This window comes from Staphylococcus sp. GDY8P85P, from assembly GCF_017892405.1.
Classification (GTDB): Bacteria; Bacillota; Bacilli; order Staphylococcales; family Staphylococcaceae; genus Staphylococcus; species Staphylococcus borealis.
Genome location: NZ_JAESLA010000023.1, coordinates 47,233 through 68,629, shown reverse-complemented (window position 1 = coordinate 68,629; position 21,397 = coordinate 47,233). Strand labels below are relative to the sequence as shown.

At 32.6% G+C, this 21,397-nt stretch carries 18 protein-coding genes; 6 read left to right on the top strand and 12 right to left on the bottom strand.

Features of this window, described 5'->3' with window-relative positions; all coding sequences use genetic code 11:
• Positions 1 to 91 precede the first annotated feature (91 nt).
• Positions 92 to 1,099, bottom strand: coding sequence for an acyltransferase family protein (locus KA828_RS06075; protein ID WP_075109038.1), 1,008 nt, complete (start codon positions 1,097 to 1,099; stop codon positions 92 to 94).
• Between the two features lie 241 nt (positions 1,100 to 1,340).
• Between KA828_RS06075 and KA828_RS06070 the strand changes: the two genes are divergently transcribed.
• Together KA828_RS06070 and KA828_RS06065 are read left to right on the top strand one after the other, a co-directional pair.
• Entirely contained in the window at positions 1,341 to 1,787 is a 447-nt protein-coding gene (locus KA828_RS06070) for a TspO/MBR family protein (protein WP_228480607.1), read from the top strand.
• 182 nt (positions 1,788 to 1,969) lie between these two features.
• Positions 1,970 to 2,389 (top strand): MarR family transcriptional regulator, encoded by a 420-nt coding sequence (locus KA828_RS06065; protein WP_053029116.1) that lies wholly within the window; start codon positions 1,970 to 1,972, stop codon positions 2,387 to 2,389.
• 189 nt (positions 2,390 to 2,578) lie between these two features.
• Here the strand turns inward: KA828_RS06065 and KA828_RS06060 are convergent, their stop codons facing one another.
• The 4 genes from KA828_RS06060 to KA828_RS06045 all read right to left on the bottom strand — a co-directional run bounded on the left by KA828_RS06060 (position 2,579) and on the right by KA828_RS06045 (position 9,298).
• A complete protein-coding gene (locus tag KA828_RS06060; protein WP_210125737.1) occupies positions 2,579 to 6,733 on the bottom strand; it encodes a GW dipeptide domain-containing protein in 4,155 nt (1,384 codons plus the stop codon).
• Between the two features lie 236 nt (positions 6,734 to 6,969).
• On the bottom strand, positions 6,970 to 7,392 hold the full coding sequence (locus tag KA828_RS06055; RefSeq protein WP_210125735.1) for a GNAT family N-acetyltransferase: 423 nt from the start codon (positions 7,390 to 7,392) through the stop codon (positions 6,970 to 6,972).
• A 142-nt stretch (positions 7,393 to 7,534) separates the two neighbouring features.
• Positions 7,535 to 8,005, bottom strand: a complete 471-nt coding sequence (locus KA828_RS06050; RefSeq protein ID WP_075109035.1) for a DUF2538 family protein — start codon at positions 8,003 to 8,005, stop codon at positions 7,535 to 7,537.
• 18 nt (positions 8,006 to 8,023) lie between these two features.
• Positions 8,024 to 9,298, bottom strand: a complete 1,275-nt coding sequence (locus KA828_RS06045) for an LCP family protein (RefSeq protein WP_210125733.1) — start codon at positions 9,296 to 9,298, stop codon at positions 8,024 to 8,026.
• 461 nt (positions 9,299 to 9,759) lie between these two features.
• On the opposite strand from KA828_RS06045, the gene KA828_RS06040 reads away from it, so the two are divergent.
• The gene (locus KA828_RS06040; protein ID WP_210125731.1) at positions 9,760 to 10,935 is read left to right on the top strand and encodes a serine hydrolase domain-containing protein; all 1,176 of its coding nucleotides are present in this window, start codon (positions 9,760 to 9,762) and stop codon (positions 10,933 to 10,935) included.
• A 217-nt stretch (positions 10,936 to 11,152) separates the two neighbouring features.
• Here the strand turns inward: KA828_RS06040 and rihC are convergent, their stop codons facing one another.
• The 6 genes from rihC to KA828_RS06010 form a co-directional block, all read right to left on the bottom strand.
• Positions 11,153 to 12,052, bottom strand: a complete 900-nt coding sequence (gene rihC, locus KA828_RS06035; protein ID WP_210125729.1) for a ribonucleoside hydrolase RihC — start codon at positions 12,050 to 12,052, stop codon at positions 11,153 to 11,155.
• 141 nt (positions 12,053 to 12,193) lie between these two features.
• Positions 12,194 to 12,484 (bottom strand): cytochrome aa3 quinol oxidase subunit IV, encoded by a 291-nt coding sequence (gene qoxD / locus KA828_RS06030; RefSeq protein ID WP_053029123.1) that lies wholly within the window; start codon positions 12,482 to 12,484, stop codon positions 12,194 to 12,196.
• A complete protein-coding gene (gene qoxC, locus KA828_RS06025; protein ID WP_210125728.1) occupies positions 12,481 to 13,086 on the bottom strand; it encodes a cytochrome aa3 quinol oxidase subunit III in 606 nt (201 codons plus the stop codon). Before qoxC ends, qoxD begins: the two co-directional genes overlap by 4 nt.
• On the bottom strand, positions 13,076 to 15,064 hold the full coding sequence (qoxB, locus tag KA828_RS06020) for a cytochrome aa3 quinol oxidase subunit I (RefSeq protein ID WP_210125727.1): 1,989 nt from the start codon (positions 15,062 to 15,064) through the stop codon (positions 13,076 to 13,078). Before qoxB ends, qoxC begins: the two co-directional genes overlap by 11 nt.
• Positions 15,064 to 16,188, bottom strand: coding sequence for a cytochrome aa3 quinol oxidase subunit II (qoxA, locus tag KA828_RS06015; RefSeq protein WP_075109030.1), 1,125 nt, complete (start codon positions 16,186 to 16,188; stop codon positions 15,064 to 15,066). The genes qoxB and qoxA overlap by 1 nt, the downstream gene beginning before the upstream one ends.
• Before the next feature lie 294 nt (positions 16,189 to 16,482).
• A complete protein-coding gene (locus KA828_RS06010; RefSeq protein ID WP_053029126.1) occupies positions 16,483 to 16,800 on the bottom strand; it encodes a DUF5011 domain-containing protein in 318 nt (105 codons plus the stop codon).
• A gap of 261 nt (positions 16,801 to 17,061) precedes the next feature.
• On the opposite strand from KA828_RS06010, the gene KA828_RS06005 reads away from it, so the two are divergent.
• Complete coding sequence (locus KA828_RS06005; protein ID WP_210125725.1) at positions 17,062 to 18,207, top strand: globin domain-containing protein; 1,146 nt, start codon at positions 17,062 to 17,064, stop codon at positions 18,205 to 18,207.
• A gap of 524 nt (positions 18,208 to 18,731) precedes the next feature.
• Here KA828_RS06005 and folD read toward each other — a convergent pair.
• Entirely contained in the window at positions 18,732 to 19,589 is an 858-nt protein-coding gene (gene folD, locus KA828_RS06000) for a bifunctional methylenetetrahydrofolate dehydrogenase/methenyltetrahydrofolate cyclohydrolase FolD (protein WP_053029128.1), read from the bottom strand.
• A gap of 211 nt (positions 19,590 to 19,800) precedes the next feature.
• Between folD and purE the strand changes: the two genes are divergently transcribed.
• Entirely contained in the window at positions 19,801 to 20,283 is a 483-nt protein-coding gene (gene purE / locus KA828_RS05995) for a 5-(carboxyamino)imidazole ribonucleotide mutase (protein WP_075108527.1), read from the top strand.
• Positions 20,270 to 21,394 (top strand): 5-(carboxyamino)imidazole ribonucleotide synthase, encoded by a 1,125-nt coding sequence (purK, locus tag KA828_RS05990; RefSeq protein WP_210125723.1) that lies wholly within the window; start codon positions 20,270 to 20,272, stop codon positions 21,392 to 21,394. Before purE ends, purK begins: the two co-directional genes overlap by 14 nt.
• Positions 21,395 to 21,397 lie beyond the last annotated feature (3 nt).

Here is a 21,397-nt window from a genome sequence, read left to right as displayed (position 1 = left end):
GTACTTGTTACTATAAATTTTTAGAATAATCTTATAATAACATATTTTAGCTACCATAATTTGGTAAGTATTGGTTTATATGATTTTGTCATTATCCTTTAAATGAAGAAGGTTTCTTCAAATTGATTAAAGGATTAGTCCATTTACAAACAAAATTCGTTGATAGTAAATAAACAATCACGATTGAGATTATAAATAAATAGCCATAAGTAAGAACGGACGTATGAGACTTAAATGGATATATTTCATAACCTCTAACGATACCTATAACTAGTCCATGGAGTAAATAGATATACATCGTACGATTGCCAATATAAGTATAGAAACGTTTAGTCGTACTCATTAAATTAAGAAATGAGAACATAGTTACAAATATGATGAAGTAAAGTAATAAACGTTTTAAGGGACTATATACATCTTCGTTATTATTTTCGAGAGAAGTGTAAGGACTGCTACCTAAGAGCCAATCTGAATTGATTGGATGGATGTAATAAACGATGAAAAATATGATAAGTACCATAATTGAAAATACGTTTATTTTTTTATTACGCAATAGTTTTGTATGTGAACGTGTTGTTAAATAGCCAACATAGAATATTGGGAAAAATACAATTGTTCTAGAAATACTCATATAACCATCGATATCGTCAGAAAAACCAGCAAGTATTGAAATGATTAATGCGATAGGTAACACATAGTATGCTTTGTATCGACGTACAATAACAAGTATGACGTGAAAACTAAATAATGTAAGTAAAAACCATAAAGCAAATACTGGATTAAATGGATCCATTTGTATCGCGTCACTTTTACCAGTTAAAAAATAATAAATTGAGAAAAAGGCATAAAATATCGCATATGGTGCAAGTAACTTTTTAGCTACATTCTCTAAATAATGTGGTTTATCCAAATGTTTGGCAAAGTATCCAGAGATAAATAAAAATGATGGCATATGGAAACTATAAATCAGTAAATATAATGCAGATAACGATTTACTTTCAGAAGTATAGGGTTGAATCATATGACCGAACACGACTAAAAAGATGAGGATGGCTCGAGCGTTATCGAAAAAGTAATCTCTTTTTGTATCAATGGACATACGATTGGCTCCTTTTTTATTAATAACTGTATCTAATTTAGTATATTTCGATACTTCAATGCAACAATTTAGAAAAAATGTTGATTATTAAATAAGCCTTAGATATATACATTTTATTTGATTTTAAGATAATTATTTCAAATATGAATATTATTTTTTGAATAGGGAAGAGGAAGTTAATAAGCCAAAGGAGAGGATTACCATTAATATATTAAAAAATACGTTTAAATTGTTACATCCAATGGTAGGTGGGAGTATCATTGGTCGAGTCATAGCGAAAGAATCAAAAGAGGATTATAACCAATTTAGAAAGCCACCATTTTCACCGCCTACAAAAGCTTTTCCAATTGTTTGGCCAATCTTATATGTACTCATGGGCGTTTCTTATTTACTCACTACGAAAAATAATGAACAGACGACTAAGATTAAAGTGACTCACTATAGTCAGTTAGCTTTAAATTATTTATGGTCAATACTTTACTTTAAAAAGAAAGTTAGAGGCATTGCCTTGATTGAAAGTATGATGTTATTTATCTCTGTCGTCGTTAATACAATTTCAATGTTTAAAATACATCGCATTGCAGGTTTATTACAAATTCCGTATGTCATGTGGTCTGCATTTGCAAGCTATTTAAATGCAGGTAATTATTTCCTTAATAAAGATAACCCGAATTATAAAAAACAATAGAAATGTCAGGCTCAAGCAATGTTTCGTTAAATTTCACGTTTGCCTCAACGGTGAGTTAAACTGAATGAAATTAAAATTGAATTATTGAGATATGTATTGTGACAAAATATTGAAAGTACATGACATATAAAAAAATCATAGTATAATAGTATTATCAATTACAAAAGTGGAGTAGAACAACAATGTATAATCAACTAGAAAAACTTATTACACTAACAAATAATGACCTGAATTTGGTTAACAGACGATTTGGACAACGCACGGACATTACAAATGATCAACTAGAATTATTGCGTATATTATATAGCTTTGATCGTTTATCACAATATGATTTGACGATGAAGATTAGCAGAGAACAATCTATTGTTTCTAGATGGATTAAGAAGTTAGTCCAGAAAGGCTATATCACAAGTCAACAATCACATGAAGATTTACGTTGCAAAGACTTATGTCTAACAGAAGAAGCGCGTAATTTAATTCAACAAATCAATACTGCAAGATGTGAATTAATAGAAGCACGTTGCCAATGTCTAAGTAAAGAGGAAATACAAAGTCTAAATCAGTTATTAGACAAACTGAATAGCCGTCATATATATATTTAAGAAAATAAGCCATAACATTTTAATGAATCTTGTTAGAAGATCATTTTAACGTTATGGCTTAATTTTATGAGCATAGCAGAAGAATGATTGTTTACATTATTAAGGCTGAGACAAAATCAAATGTCCCAGCCTCTACTTTTCTAGTTTTTTAACCATTCTATCTTCCAGTTATTTGACTGAAGAATGTCATTATTTAGTATAACTTGTGATATCGAAGTATTTACCAACTGCTTTAATCTCACTGTATAGTTGTTTTAAATATTGAGCGTTAATATTAGCCCAGTTAATATCAGTTGCATATTGATGCGTAGCAGGGTGATCTGGATTCCAACGCATTTTGTATAATGTATTTTGTCCAGCTTTAATATAGTCTTTGCCTATAAATTTAGCGCCACCAATAATAGCTTTAGATACTGAGTTCCAACCAGCTTGTTTAGCATACTTAATGCCACTGTATAGTGGATTAGCATACTTAATGCCACTGTATAGTGGATTAGCATCGTATGCAGCTATACCAAATACGTTGTGATATTTTGTAGCACTCTTAGTAGTAACATAATTATTAACAATATTAGCACCTTTAGCTAATTGAGATTGACCATTACCTGTTTCAATTAACGCGTGTGCAACTAAGTAAATTTCATTAATACCTGAAGTGGCAGCTGCTTGACTGAATGCTTGTCCTTGATTCTCAAGTACACCTTTACCTTTAAGTAATTGGTTTAAACTTGCTACAGAAATGTTTTGTGGACGATCTAAACGTAAGAATTGATACTTAAGTGTTTCATCTTTAGCTAATCGTTCAGGATTCATCGCATTTTTAATTTCACTATAAGTAGCATTAGACCAACCATAACCGTTTCTTTGAACTTGTGGTGGTGCACCATAAGCATTTTGTTGAAGTGACACAGCTTGATTTAAAGTTCTATATGATTTTGAATATTTAACTAATTCTTTCTTCAAATCAGTATCTTTAATCCATACATACTTACCATTGCTTAATTTACCATAATACCAAGTTTTACCATTGATGACTTTACGGTTCGTTACTTGGAAAATTTGTTCATTAAATGCTTTTAATGAAGTTGCTTTTGCAGAGGTAGGATCATCATAATAAAAACCATTATAGTTATTAATAATGAATTCATATTGATACTTTTCACCATTATTTAATGATGTATTAGATGATGTTAAGTCATCTTTAGCAATCCAACCTGTTTTACCATTAACAGTACCATATAAGTATGATGTATTGCCTACAACAACAGATTTAGATACTTTAAATGATTGATTAGCTAAGTCTTTATTGTCTAAACGTTGTTGATTTGTACCCCATGCGATTGAGTAAAGACCATTATTTTTATTATTAATTTTGTATGTGCCTGATGTTTTTTGGACAGAACTTGAATTTTGAATATTTAAGTCCTTAACATTGAACCAACCTAAAGGTGTATTTTGTGTAGTGTTTTGAAGTAACACATACGTATTACCATTAACTGTTTTTTCTTTAGAAACGTTGAAAGTACGATTTGCATATTTAGACGCATTTTTACCAGTTTTATCATAAACAGTTGCGTGTGCACCACTGTTATTTGCATTAACTTGAGCCACTTTAGACACTGTTTGTGTTGAAGATGTAGATGGTTTAGTAGCTGTTGTATTCACTGCAAACTTAGCGTTTACTTTAGGTGCTTGTTGTACATCAGTTGATTTAATCCAACCCCAAATATTATTGATTACACCATGTAGGTATGTTTCATTTCCAACTTTAAGGTTATCAATTGATTTTAATTGTTTGCCACTAGATGGAACTGTAGCTTTAACTTGTTTAGCTGTTCCCCAAGGTGTGTCATAAATATTGGCATTACCTTTAATATTGTAATAAGTGGCAGTTGTCTTGGTAGGTGTTGAAGACTTAACGGTAATTTCTGAAGCCGGAATCCAACCTCGTGAAGTATTACCATTATAATCAGAAATTAAGTAATAATCTTTATTGTTTAACGTAGCTTTCTTAGTGATGTTATACGTCTTACCACCAAGCGTAGCATTTGCTTTTGCGTTCTTATCATAAACAGTTGTATATGATCCTTTATTCTTAGTAGAAACTTGGCCTAAAGTATTTTTAAGGTTAGACACTTTTAATGTGTTGTCTACTGATGGTGTTTTACTGCCTGATGTTGGTTTAGTTATATCAGTTAGGAATGCTTTGCTAACCCATCCATTTTTACCATTTAATGAACCAAATAAATAAGTGGATTGGCCTACTTGTTGTGATTTTGTTGCTTTAAATGGTGCAGTATTTGATTTAGAAACCGTTCCAGCTACTTGATTATAATTACCCCAAGGTACTGTATATAGTGTAGTACCAGATTTAATATTATATGATTGGTTAACTTTTACAGGTGATTTTACAGTGTTATAAATCGTTTCACCCTGTTTAACCCAACCGTATACTTTACCGCTATTATAGTCAGATACTAAATAGTATTTATCTTTGCCAAGTGTAGCGGATTTAGTAACAGATAGAGTGTTATGCACTTGATTTGTAGCTTTACCTTTAGCATCATAAACGGTTGTGTATAGACCACTATTATTTGTTTTAATTTGAGCTAGTCCAGTATTAGCATTAACGGTTAATTTAGGTGATGTAGTAGTTGAACTACTATTACTTGAGCCACCTTTATTTGTATTAGATGAACCGTTATTACTTGAAGTTGTACCCCAAGGTGCGACTTGACCCGTTTTAATTAAATATTTTTCATTAATTAAATCATATAATTCGTTATAAGAATAGTTATGATTTTGTAAATAAGCGTGTGGGTCTGAATGATCCGTGCCACCTAAGAAACGACTGATAGCATAGTGTGTCCATACAGTACCTTGACCGTCATTCTCAGCACTGTTAGGTTTTAAACCGTAATATTGTAATTGTGTTGCAGCATAATCTGCATAGTTATTCATTGACTTAGCAAATGAAACATAGTCATGTGTATGCACAATTTCAACATTGATGAAACGATTATTTGCTTGCGGACCTGCACCCCATGATAAGTAGTCAGTAGGGGCAGTTTCAATGATACGGTTGCCATCAACAAATGCATGAACAAATGCTGAATTGTAATTATTTTTCATATAATTAATTTCGCCATCAATTGTTGAATTATCATTAGCAGTATCATGAACTACAATACCTTCAGGTCGACCTACACCATTACGATAGCCATATTTAGGGAAGTATGATGAATAATTTTCTTCAATCTTAGGTGCTTGTAAGTTATTTGAGCGAATATAATTGTTAATTGATGAACTAACTTGTGGTTTATATTTTGGTAAAGATGATGTCGTTGCTCTAGCAGCATAACGTTTAACTGTTTTTACGGGTGTTGCTGAACCACCTTTGCCACCAACTGATCTAAATCCAGAATAACCTGATTGCGCGTTGTTTGATGCTGACGTTTGAGTAGCATTCGTTGAAGCTTTTATTGAAGCTTTTGGCGTTGTTGTATTTTCAGAATTAGCTACGTTCGACGATTTAGCTTGCGCTACATTTGATTGCTTAGCATTTGTCGCGTTATCACTATAAGTACTAATGTTCTTAGTAGTCGTTTGTTTATGCTCTTTTTGTTGCTTTGATTGAGCTGCTTGATTAGATTGAGTTGGAGTAACAGTTGATTGATTTGTATTATTTTTATTTGATGAAGTTAAACGTGCTGTTTGTTGTGAACTTTCATCAATTGTATTGTTTTGGTTTTTAACATCTTGTGTAGCTTCTTGGTTTGTATTCGCAGACGTACGCTCATTTGGTTGTTGTTCAGATACTTCTGAAGCATTTACAGAAGCTTGTGATGTTTGATTATTCGTATTCACATTATTTTGCGTTTGATTCGTATTCTCTTTTTGGTCTACTTTGTTTAATGTTGATGCTTGTTGTTCATTGTTTTGAACTTTAGCTGACGTACTATTTGAATCTGCTGTATTTGTATTAGTTGTATTTGTATTAGCTGTATTTTGTTTTTGTGCACCTTGTTGATTTTGTGATGACGTATCAACTTTATTTAAGTTATCTAATTTAGCATCGTATGTTTTACTTGCTGTAGCAACAGATGCTTTTACATTTTCAGGATTTTGATATGTTTGTACACCTGAAACATTTTGTGCTGAATTCGTTACTTCTTTTTTAGCCTGTTCAGCATTTTTTATATTTTGTTGATCATCAATCACATTATTTGTATTGGTAGAATTTTGATTCGTTTCAGCTGCATGTGCTTGTTGTGTTGTAAATGCAGCACCAAATAAAGTGATTGCAATCATGGAAGGAAATTTTAAATTAAACTTATTGGTCATATTGTTACTCCTCGTTATTAGTATAGTTACAATTCCATTATAGTATTTTAAAATTTGCTATGATTTGATTTAACTTATTTGTAAACTAACTTTAATACTTTCTTACTTATATTAAACAAATTATGAATTTACTAAGGGGTTAGCGGGGTAGAATTAATAATTAAAAGCGCATTTATCAAATAGGTTAACGAAATTAACAAATTACATATAATATATGTAATTTGAATGTACCCTGTTTATATATTCTTATACATTTTGATATGATCGATATTTTCTTCAATAAAAATGGTGCCTGTTGACATATAACCTAGTTTCTCGTAAAAACCTTGTGCCTGTACTTGTGCATTTAATACTAATTGCTGATATCCTTGAACTTTCGCAAAACGTTCGATGGCGTGCATTAAAGTTTTACCATACCCATCTTTTCTATAATCTTTTAGAATAGCAACTCTTTCTACTTTAGCAGCGTCATTATACGGTCTAAATCTTGCACATGCAAATGGCATATGATTTGTATCATACCCTATAACATGTGTTGAACTTTCTTCAAATGAATCTAATTCATTTTCCAAAGGAACACCTTGTTCTTTTACAAATACTTCTTGTCTTATGTAAAAACAATCTGATAACATGTCTTTATTTTTTACGATTTCAAACATTTCAAAGCCCCCCTATAGATATAATTATTAAAAATTAAAAAAATTCAAATTAAAAAAATTATAAAGTTATTCTATCTGATTTATAAACAGAAAAAAACTCCTTTTTACAAACAATAAGTAAAAAGGAGTAGGAATATCGTTTTTATAGTGCTTCTTGGCGAACAATGGCACTATATTGCCAAAATATTCTCATTTGAGCAATATTCCAGTTATTCATGCCCATTGTGTAGCCTGAAGGTTTAAATATAGTAACATCAGTCACTTCTAATGCTGCCGCAATGAGATATTGAAGAGGTACGCTAATACTTTGCATTGTCTCGGTAATACCATTCTCATTGTAGACCCAGGAGAATGGTAAATCTGATTCAAAAACATCCACTTTATTGAAAATTTCAGGTAAGGCAAGAATATAACATGCGCCATTTACAATAGGGTTAATTGAATTCTCACCGTAGTAAACTAAAAGAGCTTCATAATTTTCGCGATGTTCGTGGTTTACGTAAAAGAACTCACTTCTGAATAAAGCCATGTCTTTGCTATGAATAATTTGTTGCTCTAAAACATTGAACATGCCGTTAATGTTAGCAGCTTTTTCATATGTTTTACGTGACATAGTATGTGATCCTCCCAATTAATATAATTGATTCGTTTGATTTTGGTTGTTATTAAATGAATCGGATTGATTTGTCTGATTATCATTGTTGGTTTGACTGTAATTATCGTTTTGCGTAGTACCCTGACTATTTTGGTCATAACCACCGTATGAATTAGAATTATCTGTTTCTGTTGACTGTGTTTCAGTTGTATTATCGTTACTTGCTGAATTATCAGTACTATCATCAGTAGAAGATGTATCTTTTTGATTATTTTTCAATAACGACTGATCAAGAGGTGTAAGTGGTACTAGTGTGCCGTAATGGTTAATTACACGTTGATCTAAGAAATCATCCTTATCTGTTATTTTAGATAGTCCTAAATCAGAACGCAATATATTTGAATATTTCATAATATTACTTACGCTCGGATTGTAATAGTAAATATTTTGTAGGTAATCATCTTCACCTTTAAGTTGAGATGTTTTAAATTCAATATCATCAGATAAATACATAGATGCGAGTGATTTAATTTCAGAAGCGGTTAAATTGTGTTTGGCATTTTTCCCTACAATTTTTACTAAGTCATCTAATTTATCGTATGAATCTAAACTTTTAGCTTTTTGGAAAAGCAGTTTAATTAAATCCATTTGTCTTTCGCCACGTTTTAAGTCAGAGTCATGGTGTCTTGTTCTTGCAACAGCTAACGCTTCGTCACCGTTCAGTTTTTGGTATCCTTTTTTTATTTTAATTCTACCGCTGTCGTCTGTATTTGGTTCATTTAAGTCATAAGGAACGTCGTAATAGATCCCACCAAGTTCATCTACTGCTTCAACAAACGCATCCATATTCACACGTACATAGTAATCAACTGGAACATTTAGAGTAGCTTCAACAGAATCCATTGCAGCTACAGGACCACCATAAGCATGTGCATGCGTTATTTTATCGTAATAACCAACTTTAGGAATGTAGCTAATCGTATCACGTGGGATACTCAGTAAGCGAATTTGACGTTTGTCAGGACTAAAGGTAGAAAGAATCATTGAATCTGTTCTAGAGTGTTCCGTAGTTTGGCCATTTTTTCGGCGACCTTCATTATCATCGATACCTAAGAATAAGATTGATACGGCGTCTTTAGAAGGATTTACTTTACCTTCTCGAATGCTTGACTGACGTTTTGAATCAGTCTTATCATAAGAGTTTTGCATTGCACTTTCAGAAGTTTTGTACAAATTGATGATAAAAATTACAGGAACAACGATTAATACTAATGTGAGTAGCATCATAAAATATTTTAAAAATCGGTTCATAGCATTTGCTCCTATACATATTATCTTTTAAAAGTGATTTTATAATTCGAAAAATAAACACAACTATGTGGTTATTTAAGCAAAATCATAAAAATCAAAGATAAAGTTTTTAGTTTTCGTAATTTGTTTATAGTCAAAGGTGTTAAAATGAATTGAATTTATGTGTTCTATACTCTCATAGCCTTAAATTGTATTACTTTTTGGAGAAAATTACAACTTTAATTTTAATACAAGATTTACATAATTAAAATAAAATTTAAAAAAGAGATTTCGTTGCAATAAACTATACTTTATCATACTAAAGTATGATGAATTTAAAAATGATGCGTGTATGATTAAAGAAAGATGAATTCAATGATGTTGTGTTATATAATATAAAATGTTGAATGAATAAAAAAATAATATAGATAGAATAGTTTTTGATTTAGACACGCTTCTATTTTAGATGTAAGAGGGACCTCATGAAAAATAACAAATTAAAAATTATAGCTTTTATTTTAGTATTAATCGTATTAGTGCTTCTCGTCATTTTATTTGTCGTTAAAGTAACTAATTACAGTGTTAAAGATAGTGCATATAATAATGTGAACGATAATAAGACTTATATTGAGCATAGAGATAAACACCACAAAAAGGCGCCTAAGTTAAAAACGGTTCAAGCGGATGATCTTAGTATTAAACAAATTAATACATATTTAAAGAATGTTCATTTTAATGGATCGATTACAGTTTTAAAAGATGGGAAATTAATGCTTGATAAAGGCTACGGTTACCAAAATTTGAGTAGTAAGAAAAAGAACAACACAAATACGATGTATTTAATTGGCTCAGCACAAAAATTTACTACTGGCTTAATACTCAAGCATTTAGAATTATCAAACAAAATAAATATGAATGATTCTGTTACGAAATATCTACCTTGGTTCAAGACAAATAAAACCATTACTCTGAAAGATTTAATGTTACATAGAAGTGGTTTATATAAATTTAGTGCTAATCCAGATACTAAAAGTTTAGATGGAGCAGTACATGATATCCAAAGAAGAGGGATCAACAATAAGTATTATCATAAACATTTATATAATGATGCCAATTATTTAGTATTAGCACAGGTTATAGAATCAGTCACACATCAATCTTATGTAGAAAATTACTATAAATACTTAGCTGAACCTTATCACTTAGAACACAGTGCTTTCTTTAATGAGAAGCCTTTTAAAGAGAATATGGCTACGGGGTATAAAGTTAAAAATAATAAATTAAAAAAGATGAAACCTAATATTTTAGAGCAATACTATGGTGCTGGGAATTTATTTATGTCTACGCATGATATGGCTAGATTAGTTAATGACTTACAGCAAAATAATATTTTTAATCAAGCGGTGACAACCTCATTGCTTCAAGAAATTGGAAGTACTAAATACCCAGAGTCATATAGATATGGGTTCTATGCGACACCACAAGTCAATCGAATTAATGGTGTATTCTTTGGTCAAATATTTACTGTGTACTTTAATAAAGACTACATTATTGTATTGGCGACTAATAAAGTTGATAATGCTAAGCTATCCAATGAGTCGACGATTTCACATATTTACTATCAATTACTAGGTCAAAATATTTATGAAACGAAGTAACTAAAGTCGTGCATTTGAGGCAACATTAATCTATAGGGCTATATAATATTGATATTAGCTGGCTAGAGTGAGAGGACCTTTAAATTAAGCTTTCTCAACTTTAGTTATCCTTATTGGAGAAGGGTCTAATAATAGGAAGGACATAAAAATATTCCAAAAATAAATTGGGAGTGGAGAAACGAAATCGTATTGAAGTCGTTCTTCACTCCCTTAGTTTTTATTTAAGTGTGTTTTTGAATACGGAACGGTAGTTATCATTTAAACTTGATGTAACTATTGTACAGTTAGGATATGGAGAATCAAAATCAACAACTGTAGCACCTCTAGTCAGTGTACCTTGTAGTTCAATTTGTACATCGGCCAGATGTGTTTCATAACTTTCTGTGTCGAGTAGATAGAGTACAGTAAAGACGTCATATAATTTTAACCCTTGAGCAAAGTCCTTTTCTCTATAATGTTGAAAGAGTTGATAAAGCATTGCACTTGTTCGACTCATATGTTCGAATGACGCTAGATAGTCATGCGTTAATAAAGATTGTCGCGCTAAATCAAGGCCAATCATTGTGATAGGGAGGCCACTATTAAACACAATATGAGCTGCTTCAGGATCGCTATAAATATTAAATTCAGCAAGCGGTGTTACATTACCTCGTCCAGCGCTACCACCCATTAAGACAATTTCCTTAATAAAATCTTTAACTTCTGGAAATGTACTTATTAATAAAGCAATGTTCGTAAGTGGTCCTAGAGCAACGATTGTGATAGGGGTGTCTGTTTGTAAAAGGATATCTCTCATTGCAGTTATTGAATTAGTTGATGCTAATTGATTTATTGATATAGAAGGGAAGTCATAACCATCCATACCACTTTCTCCATGAACATGACTAGCATCAATAACCTTACTTATTAATGGTTTTGTAGCACCTCTATGAACAGGTACGTCACTGTTGAAGAAAGCTTTTAATTTTAGCGCATTTGCGGTCGTTTTTTCGATACCAACATTTCCGTTAACAGTAGATATCATTTTAACATCAAAAGATGGATGTAATAGGGCGACACTTAATGCAGCTGCATCATCAATACCTGGGTCTGTATCTATAATTAATGGTAAACGCATGATTGAATTCATCTCCTATATAATGATTGGTTTAATATAAAGATAACTTATCTAAGATAGTAAATGAAAGTATAAAGAAAGAACCTGTTTGAAACGCTAAGGCGTTTCATAACAGGTTCTTTTAGTGAGATAAATATTAAATTATAAGTGGTGAGAATGTCCACCTTGCATAACCCAATACGTACCAACAACAGTCACTAATGTGATGATAATCGCAAAGATAACTTTGAACGATTGTACTTGACCATCTTTACCTTCAGTTAAGTGCATGAACATTAATAATTGAACTGCAGCTTGAATAAATGCAAAGCCAAAGATGATTGTTGTTTTAGCATGGAATGTCATGTTTGTGTATAGAGTTACGAAAACTGCTAATAACGTCAAGACGATTGAGGCTATAAAGCCAACTGTATGTTTTACGATTGTATTCATCCGCTATACACCATCCCTATCATATATACGGCAGTAAAGATGAAGATCCAAACAACATCTAAGAAGTGCCAGTATAAACTTACGATAAATAATTTTGGAGCATTGTATTTATTAAGACCACGTGTAGCTACTTGGATTAATAAACAAATGATCCAACCAATACCTAATGATACGTGGGCACCATGTGTACCTAATAGGATGAAGAAACTAGACCAATATGATCCAATTTGTGGTGTTACACCTTCAGAAACATAGTGAGCGAATTCGTAAATTTCGAATCCAACGAACACTAAACCTAAAAGTACTGTAAGAATCATCCAAAACATCATTAAGTTTTGTTTTTCTTTACGCATGTAATAAATTGCAATACCACATGTGTAAGAACTGATTAATAAGGCAAATGTCATAATTAATACAAGCGGTAACTCGAATAATTCAGTTGTCATTTTGCCTGCGTAATCGCCACCATGTTGCAACGTTATTAACGTTGCAAATAAGGTACCGAATAACGAGAATTCGGCTGTAAGGAAAATCCAGAAGCCAAGTTTATTTAATTGACCTTCGTGCGTACGTGAATCAACAGTATTTGTATCATGACTCATGACCTACAGCCTCCCTTTCTTTAATACGAGCTTCTCTTAAGCGAGCTTCATTTTCAGCAACTTCAGAAGCAGGGATATGATAACCATGATCTTGAACGAAACTTTGGTAAACTAATGAACCAAGAATACCTACTAAACAAATTATAGCAGGGACGATCGTTTCAAAGATTAAGAAGAAACCACCTAATAACATGAATATACCCATAAACACACCAGTATGTGTATTGTTTGGCATATGAATGTCTTTATAGTTATGGTTATCTAAATAATGACGACCATGTTCTTTCATATCAACAAATGTATCATAGTCATTCCAATCTGGAGTGATAGCAAAGTTGTATTTAGGTGGAATTGCAGAAGCAGTTGACCACTCTAAAGTACGTCCAAGACCATCCCAGTTATCTCCAGTAGCTTCACGTGGAGCTTTGATATGACTGTATACGATGCTTGCTACTAAGAATAGGAAACCAACAGCCATTAATAATGCACCAATAGTTGAGATTACGTTTAATAACCACCAACCATCAGAAGGCATGTAAGTGTATAAACGACGAGGCATTCCGTCTAATCCAAGAATGAATTGTGGTAAGAAACATACGTTAAATCCAATCATGAATAACCAGAAACACCATGCATTTAATTTTTCGTTTAATTTGTAACCCATCATCTTAGGATACCAGAAGATTAAACCAGCTAGGCAGGCAAATACTACACCAGTAACCAATGTATAGTGGAAGTGAGCTACTAAGAAATAAGTATTATGATATTGATAGTCAGCTGATGCCATCGCTAACATTACACCAGTAACCCCACCTAATAAGAAGTTAGGGATGAAGGCTAATGAGAATAGCATAGGTGACTCGAACGTAATACGTCCTTTATACAATGTTAATAACCAGTTGAAGAGTTTAACTCCGGTAGGTACACCGATTAACATTGTTGAAATTGAGAAGAATGAGTTGATTAATGCACCATTACCCATTGTGAAGAAATGGTGAACCCAAACTAAGAAACTTAAGAATGCGATACCAGCAGTTGCCCACACCATGCTTTGGTGACCGAATAAACGTTTACGAGCAAATGTTGGAATAATTTCAGAGTAAATACCAAATGCAGGCAAGATAACGATATAAACCTCAGGGTGCCCCCATACCCAGAAGAAGTTTGCCCATAACATTGGCATACCGCCATCAGCAACTGTAAAGAATGCAGTTCCAAAAATGCGGTCAGCTGTCATTAATGCAAGTACAATTGTGAATACTGGGAACGCAAGAATTACGATTAAAGTCGTAATAAATGTAGTTACAGTAAACATTGGCATTTGCATGAATTTCATTGTTGGTGTTTTACATCTAAGTATTGTTACAAAGAAGTTAATACCAGTCATTAATGTACCAATACCTGAAATCTGTATAGCGATTAGGTAATAGTTAACACCTGGGTCTGGACTAAATTCACCAGCTAATGGTGCATAGTTTGTCCAACCAGCTGCTGGTGATCCACCAATAATGAATGAAAGGTTGAATAAAATCATACCAACAAAGAATAACCAGAAACTAATGTTATTCATAACTGGGAACGCCACATCACGAGCCCCAATTTGTAGTGGAACAACTACGTTCCATAAACCAAAAATGAATGGCATAGCCATAAAGATAATCATGATAACGCCGTGCGTACTGAAGATTTCGTTATAGTGATTTGATTCCAAGAAAGTATTATCTGGAATTGTTAATTGTGTACGTAAAAGTAACGCATCAATACCACCACGGACGAACATAAGTACAGCACAAATTAAATACATTAAACCGATTTTTTTATGGTCTACGGATGTGAACCATTCTTTGTAAAGATATTTCCATAACTTAAAGTAAGTAATTACTGCAATTAAACCAATAACTAGGAATGGCGCACCGATTTGTGCCATTGTAATCATCCAGTTACCTTTAACGAGTAATTGATCCCATGGAAAATTCATTAATGTCCACCTCCATGATCATTGTCTGCTTTGCTACCAAATTTAGACGCATTTTCGTCTTTCGCGCTTTTACTGATTTTTTCCATTTCCTTAGCGTTATGATCCTCTTCTTTCTTGAATTCATTATCATAAGGATCATTGTTACCAAGAATCATAGGTTTCATACCATGACGCTTATAGTTAGCGTTAGTGATTTGAACCTTACGAGCTGGTTTCTGTGGTTTATCAGTAACATCTTTGTACAAGTCTTCTTCAGCTACAAAGTTAGGATCTTTTTGAACATAATTATAACGTTTGTAAGCGTAGAAAATGTACTCTGGATCAGCTGCAGGGTCAACGAATGCCATATGCGTACCATTGAATGTCAATTCTTTATTAGGTGTACTTGGTAAGAGTTGTTTATCAAACTCATCTTGGCTAAGTGTTTTCTTGCTCTTAGCATCTTTAACCCAAGAATCGAATTCACTTTGGTCTACAGAGTGAACTTTAAACGTTTGGCGAGAGAAACCTTCACCATTGAAGTTAGAGTTACGTCCTCTGAAAGTACCTGTTTCATCGGCTTGTAAAGTCCAATTCATTGTCATGCCAGTCATGGCATATTTTTGACCACCTAATTGAGGAATCCAGAAACTTGTCATCGTATCCATAGCTTGCAATTTGAAGACTACAGGACGATTTTTAGGAATAGTTAATGTATTCACTGTTTCTACTTTTTGTTCTGGATAAGCAAAGAACCATTTGTATCCAGCACTTACTGCATATACAACCATTGGATCTTCCTTACTTTCTGGTGGTTTCTCATAATCGTATAAAGTTTTAACTGTTGGAATAGCTAAAGCAATAACGATAATGATAGGTACCACAAACCAAATTGTTTCAATTAAAGAATTGTGGTGCATCTTACCAGTTTCGCTGTTTTTATTGTAGCTATACTTGAAAATAAAAATAGCGAACATGGTAAGTACAACAGCAACAATAACAAGCATGAAGACGATTGAATAAATAATCAGGAACTTCTGACTACTTGCTACTGGCCCTTTTGCATTAAATACTTCTACATTCGAACAACCACTAAGTAAAATTAGCGTGCCGAACATTAGAAGCAAAGACTTAAATTTTGACACTTTTTTGACCTCCTAATACTACAAATGTAGGGCTTATCATTAATTTTAGTTTATTACGCGATATTTACAAGTACTTATCCAAAAAAAATTATAATTATATATAGGAAACAACTAGCAACAATAGGAATGACGGGGAATGTAAGATTTGTTAAAATTATGTGTCTATTCTGTGAAAAATGACAAAATTAAGTGAAATACGCATATAGTTGAGAAACGTTATCATTTTCAGTGTTTTCAAGGGTTTTAGACATAAAAAAAGATGAGACATTTCATCTCATCTCAAAATTGTCATCATTACTTAACTTCTATGTATCGCGTAGAAGTTTCTTTAGCTCCATCTGAATCAATGACGTTATATTTGACTTTATATTTACCTACTTTAGAAGTATCAACATGACCATCAACAGTAATTTTATGCGTTAAATCGCCATCTTCTTTATCATAGGCGCTAATTCCATTAAGTAGATTATAGTTTTGGCCTTTTTCAATTACAATATCATTCACGCCTCTAAGTTCAGGAGAGTGGTTTGTAGTAGCTTCTGCACTTAAGTTGGGGGTAACTAGAGTTGCGGAGACGCCTAGCGCTGAAAGTGACTGGATTAGTTTATTCATTAAGTTAACCTCCGTTAAAATAAAGTCATTGAGTAATTTAATTAAACTATACAATATATTCTGACAATAAACATCATACTATAGTCTTAATATATCGTATTATTTTACGAATTTAAATAATAAGAAGAAAAATATATATTAAGATTATGTAAAATGAACATTTTGTGAATTTGATTACATTTGATTTAAAAAATTTAAATTTTGGAATAGAATGAATTAAGAAATGGTTTGAAATATTTAACTAAATGGGAGTGACTTTTCATGTTAAATGAAAAAGAAAAAGGCATTATTAAAGAAACAGTACCAGTATTACAAGACAAAGGCACTGAGATTACATCATATTTTTACAATAGAATGTTCAACCAACATCCAGAATTGAAAAATATGTTTAACCAAACGAACCAACAGAAGGGGTTCCAATCAACTGCATTAGCACAAAGTGTTTTAGCAGCAGCAGTGAATATTGATAATTTAGGTAATATCATGCCGGTTGTTAAAGAAATTGCGTATAAACATTGTGCTTTACAAGTTCCACCTGCAGGTTACGATATTGTCGGAGAAAATTTAATCGAGGCAATTAAAGCTGTTGTAGGTCTTGAAGATGATCATCCTATTATTCAAACTTGGAAAAAAGCTTACCAAGAGATTGCTGATGTGTTTATTCAAGTAGAAAAAGATATTTATGCTAAAATGCTTTGGGATGGATTTAAACCTTTTGAAATCGAAAAAATCGAACAATTGTCTTCAAATATTAAAGCATTCACAGTTAAATCTACTGATTATGATTTAAGTCAATTCACACCGGGTGAATATATCACTGTTGACGTAAGCAGTGAAAAATTACCTTATCGCGCAAAACGTCATTACTCAATCGTATCAGGAGAAAAAGAACGTTTAACATTTGCTGTTAAACGTGATGTAACTACTAATCATGAAGGTGAAGTTTCAACTATCTTACATGATGAATTAAAAGAAGGGGACACAATTAACTTGTCTGCTCCAGTTGGTCCATTTGCAGTTGCAAATCCAGAAAAACCACAACTATTTATTGGTGCAGGTATCGGTGTTACACCTCTAGTTTCTATGTTTGATGAAGTAGTAGCTAAAGACAGTAAAGCTCAATTTGTTCAAGTTACTGGAGACATTAACGATACACCGTTCACTTCACATTTAGAAGCTATTAGCCAAAAATCAGACAAAGCAAATTATGAACTTTATGATAGAGAAAAAAATGGCTATTTAACTAAAGACTATCTTGAAAACTATTTAAGCAATGATACTGAAGTATATGTATGTGGCGGTGCTAAGTTCATTCAATCTGTAATTGAAGTATTAAAAGCATTAGATGTTGATCAAAGTCACATCCATTATGAAACATTCGTACCAAAATTAAGCGTTACAGTTTAATAAGAATAATGGATGTTAAGATATGCTACATTACTGGATTAATGCAAGACGTATAATCATTTTATAGTGTAGTTTCTAATATATAAGGCACCTCTTTAATTTAGTGTTGAAATGTTTACTAAATTATATGAGTGTGCCTTAATTTTTTAAAAGAATTTCAATGTAAAATTACATATCAATACAAAGTATTTTGGCGAGACGCTTGCGTTAATTATTATTGAACATAAGTGCAACTGCACTTGCATAAATAATTCTAAGATAGATTACGAAACAGAGTTGCGTAGACTCCTAGGCAAGCATCACAACAGAATGAGTAAATGTTCATCTAAGCATTTCTTTAGAGGTCTACAGGCTGAAGCTATCCCATAAGAAAGCAAGCCAACAATACTCCGTATTGTAAATAAAGAAACCAGTAAATGCGTTTGTTAAAACGCATTTACTGGCTATTTTTCTAGGAATGATGTCCTAGCCATTTCAATTTAATTATTCTAATAACATAAGACTTAAATCAAAGTGAAGCCTTCTTATTCAATGCCACGACGCATTTTTTCAGCTAATAATGTGTTGTTAAGCACCATAGTGATTGTTAATGGGCCAACACCACCTGGAACTGGTGTGATTGCTCCAGCAATTTCTTTAACTTCTTCAAACTCTACGTCACCTTTTAATTTACCATTTTCATCAGGCGTATTACCAACATCAACAATAACTGCGCCTTCTTTAACATCATCTTTAGTAACTAAGCCTGGTTGACCTACAGCACTAACAATGACATCAGCGTCTTTTAAATGACTATGCATGTCTTTAGTACGTGAATGTAAGATAGTTACAGTAGCGTTAGCTTGTAATAATAATTTAGATACTGGTTGACCAACAATATGGCTACGGCCAATTACAACCGCATTTTTACCTTCTAAATCAATATCAGCATGTTTAAGAATTTCCATAATACCTAATGGTGTACATGGAACAAAAGTTTGCTCATCAATATATAATTTACCGATGTTTGAAGGGTGGAAGCCATCAACGTCTTTTTCAGGATTAATCGCTTCTAAGATTTTTTGTTCACTTACTTGTTTAGGAAGTGGTACTTGAACTAGAATACCGCTAACTGAATCATCATTGTTTAAACGATCTAATTCTTTTAATACATCCTCTTCAGAAGTATCTTCCTCTAAATGAACAATTTCAGAAATCATGCCGATTTTTTCAGCAGCTTTCTTTTTAGAGTTTACATAGCTTTGACTTGCACCATCATTACCAACTAAGATAACTGATAATTTTGGTGTATAACCTTTTTCTTTTAATGCTTCGACTTGATTTTGTAAACCTTGTCTATAGTCCTTAGAAATTTGTTTCCCATCTAAAATTTTTGCAACCACAAAAAATTCCTCCTTGTTTGTTTTAATCATAACTATACCTTAACTTTAAAACTGTATTCTCGTCAATTAATAGCCAAAAGACGTAAATTAAAGATAAAAATTAAGTTAAAGTTCGATTTTTAATTGAAAAAGCATCGCATGATTGTTATGCTATATCTGTAATATACAACTAATCGTATCTAAATTTCAAACTTTTGAAAGGGTGTACAACGTGAAAGTAGCGGTAATTATGGGTAGTTCTTCAGATTGGAAGATTATGCAAGAAAGTTGTGCGATGTTAGACGAATTCGAAATACCGTACGATAAGAAAGTGGTTTCGGCACATCGTACGCCAAAATTAATGTATGAATTTGCCAGTCAAGCACAGAAAAATGGCTATGATGTCATTATTGCTGGAGCAGGTGGCGCAGCGCATTTACCGGGAATGGTTGCATCAATGACAACATTACCTGTGATAGGTGTACCAATAGAATCGAAAAGTTTAAAAGGACTGGATTCATTATTATCAATTGTTCAAATGCCTGGTGGTATTCCAGTAGCTACAACTGCAATTGGAACGTCAGGTGCTAAAAATGCTGGCATATTGGCTGCAAGAATATTAAGTATTGGCAACGAAACAGTTCGTCATCATTTAGAACAATATGAGCAAAGTCTAGTAGATAAAGTTGGTGAAATGCAAAATGAACTTCAATAAATTAAAGTTCGGTGACACGATTGGCATTATTGGTGGTGGTCAATTAGGTAAGATGATGGCTCAATCAGCACAGAAAATGGGTTTCAAAGTTATTTGTTTAGATCCTAACCCTGACAGCCCATGTAAACCTGTCGCTCACGAATTTATCACTGCTGCTTACGATGATGAAAAAGCGTTACATGAACTTGGCGAAAAATCTGATGTCATTACTTATGAGTTTGAAAATATTTCTGCTGAGCAACTTAATCGCTTAACGCAACAATTCAATATTCCTCAAGGCTTTCAAGCAATTCAATTATTGCAAGACCGATTGACTGAAAAACAAACATTAGAACAAGCTGGTTCTAAAATCGTTCCATTTTTATCTATAAAAAGTGAAGAAGATTTAAATGATGCTATTCATACCTTAGGCTATCCATTTATAGTCAAAACGCGATTTGGTGGATATGACGGCAAAGGACAAGTCTTAGTTAAAGATGAAACAGCGCTCCAAGAAGCTAGAGCACTTATTACGAATCAAGAGTGTGTAGCAGAACAATATCTTGATATTTCACTTGAAGTTTCGTTAACAGTTACAATCGGCAATCACAAACAAATTACGTACTTCCCACTACAAGAGAACGAACATCGTAATCAGATTTTGTTTAAAACCATTGTGCCTGCACGAACTGACAAGGAACAAGAAGCTAGAAATGAAGTGAATAAGATTATTGATCAAGTTCATTTCGTAGGTACATTCACAGTTGAATTCTTTATTGATAAATCAAATCATTTGTATGTAAATGAGATCGCACCACGTCCACACAATTCAGGACATTATTCTATTGAAGCCTGTGATTATTCACAATTTGATACGCATATTCTTGCTGTTACAGGTCAAAAGCTACCAGAACAAATTGAAATCTTAAAACCAGCAGTCATGATGAATTTGTTAGGACGAGACTTAGATTTATTAGAAGAACAGTTTTCAAGTCATCCTGAATGGCATGTGCACATTTATGGCAAATCAGAACGCAAGCCTGACCGTAAAATGGGACATATGACCATTTTGACGAATGATTTAAATGAAACTGAGAAAGACATGCTCAAACAGTTTGAAGGGAGAGAATAGTTA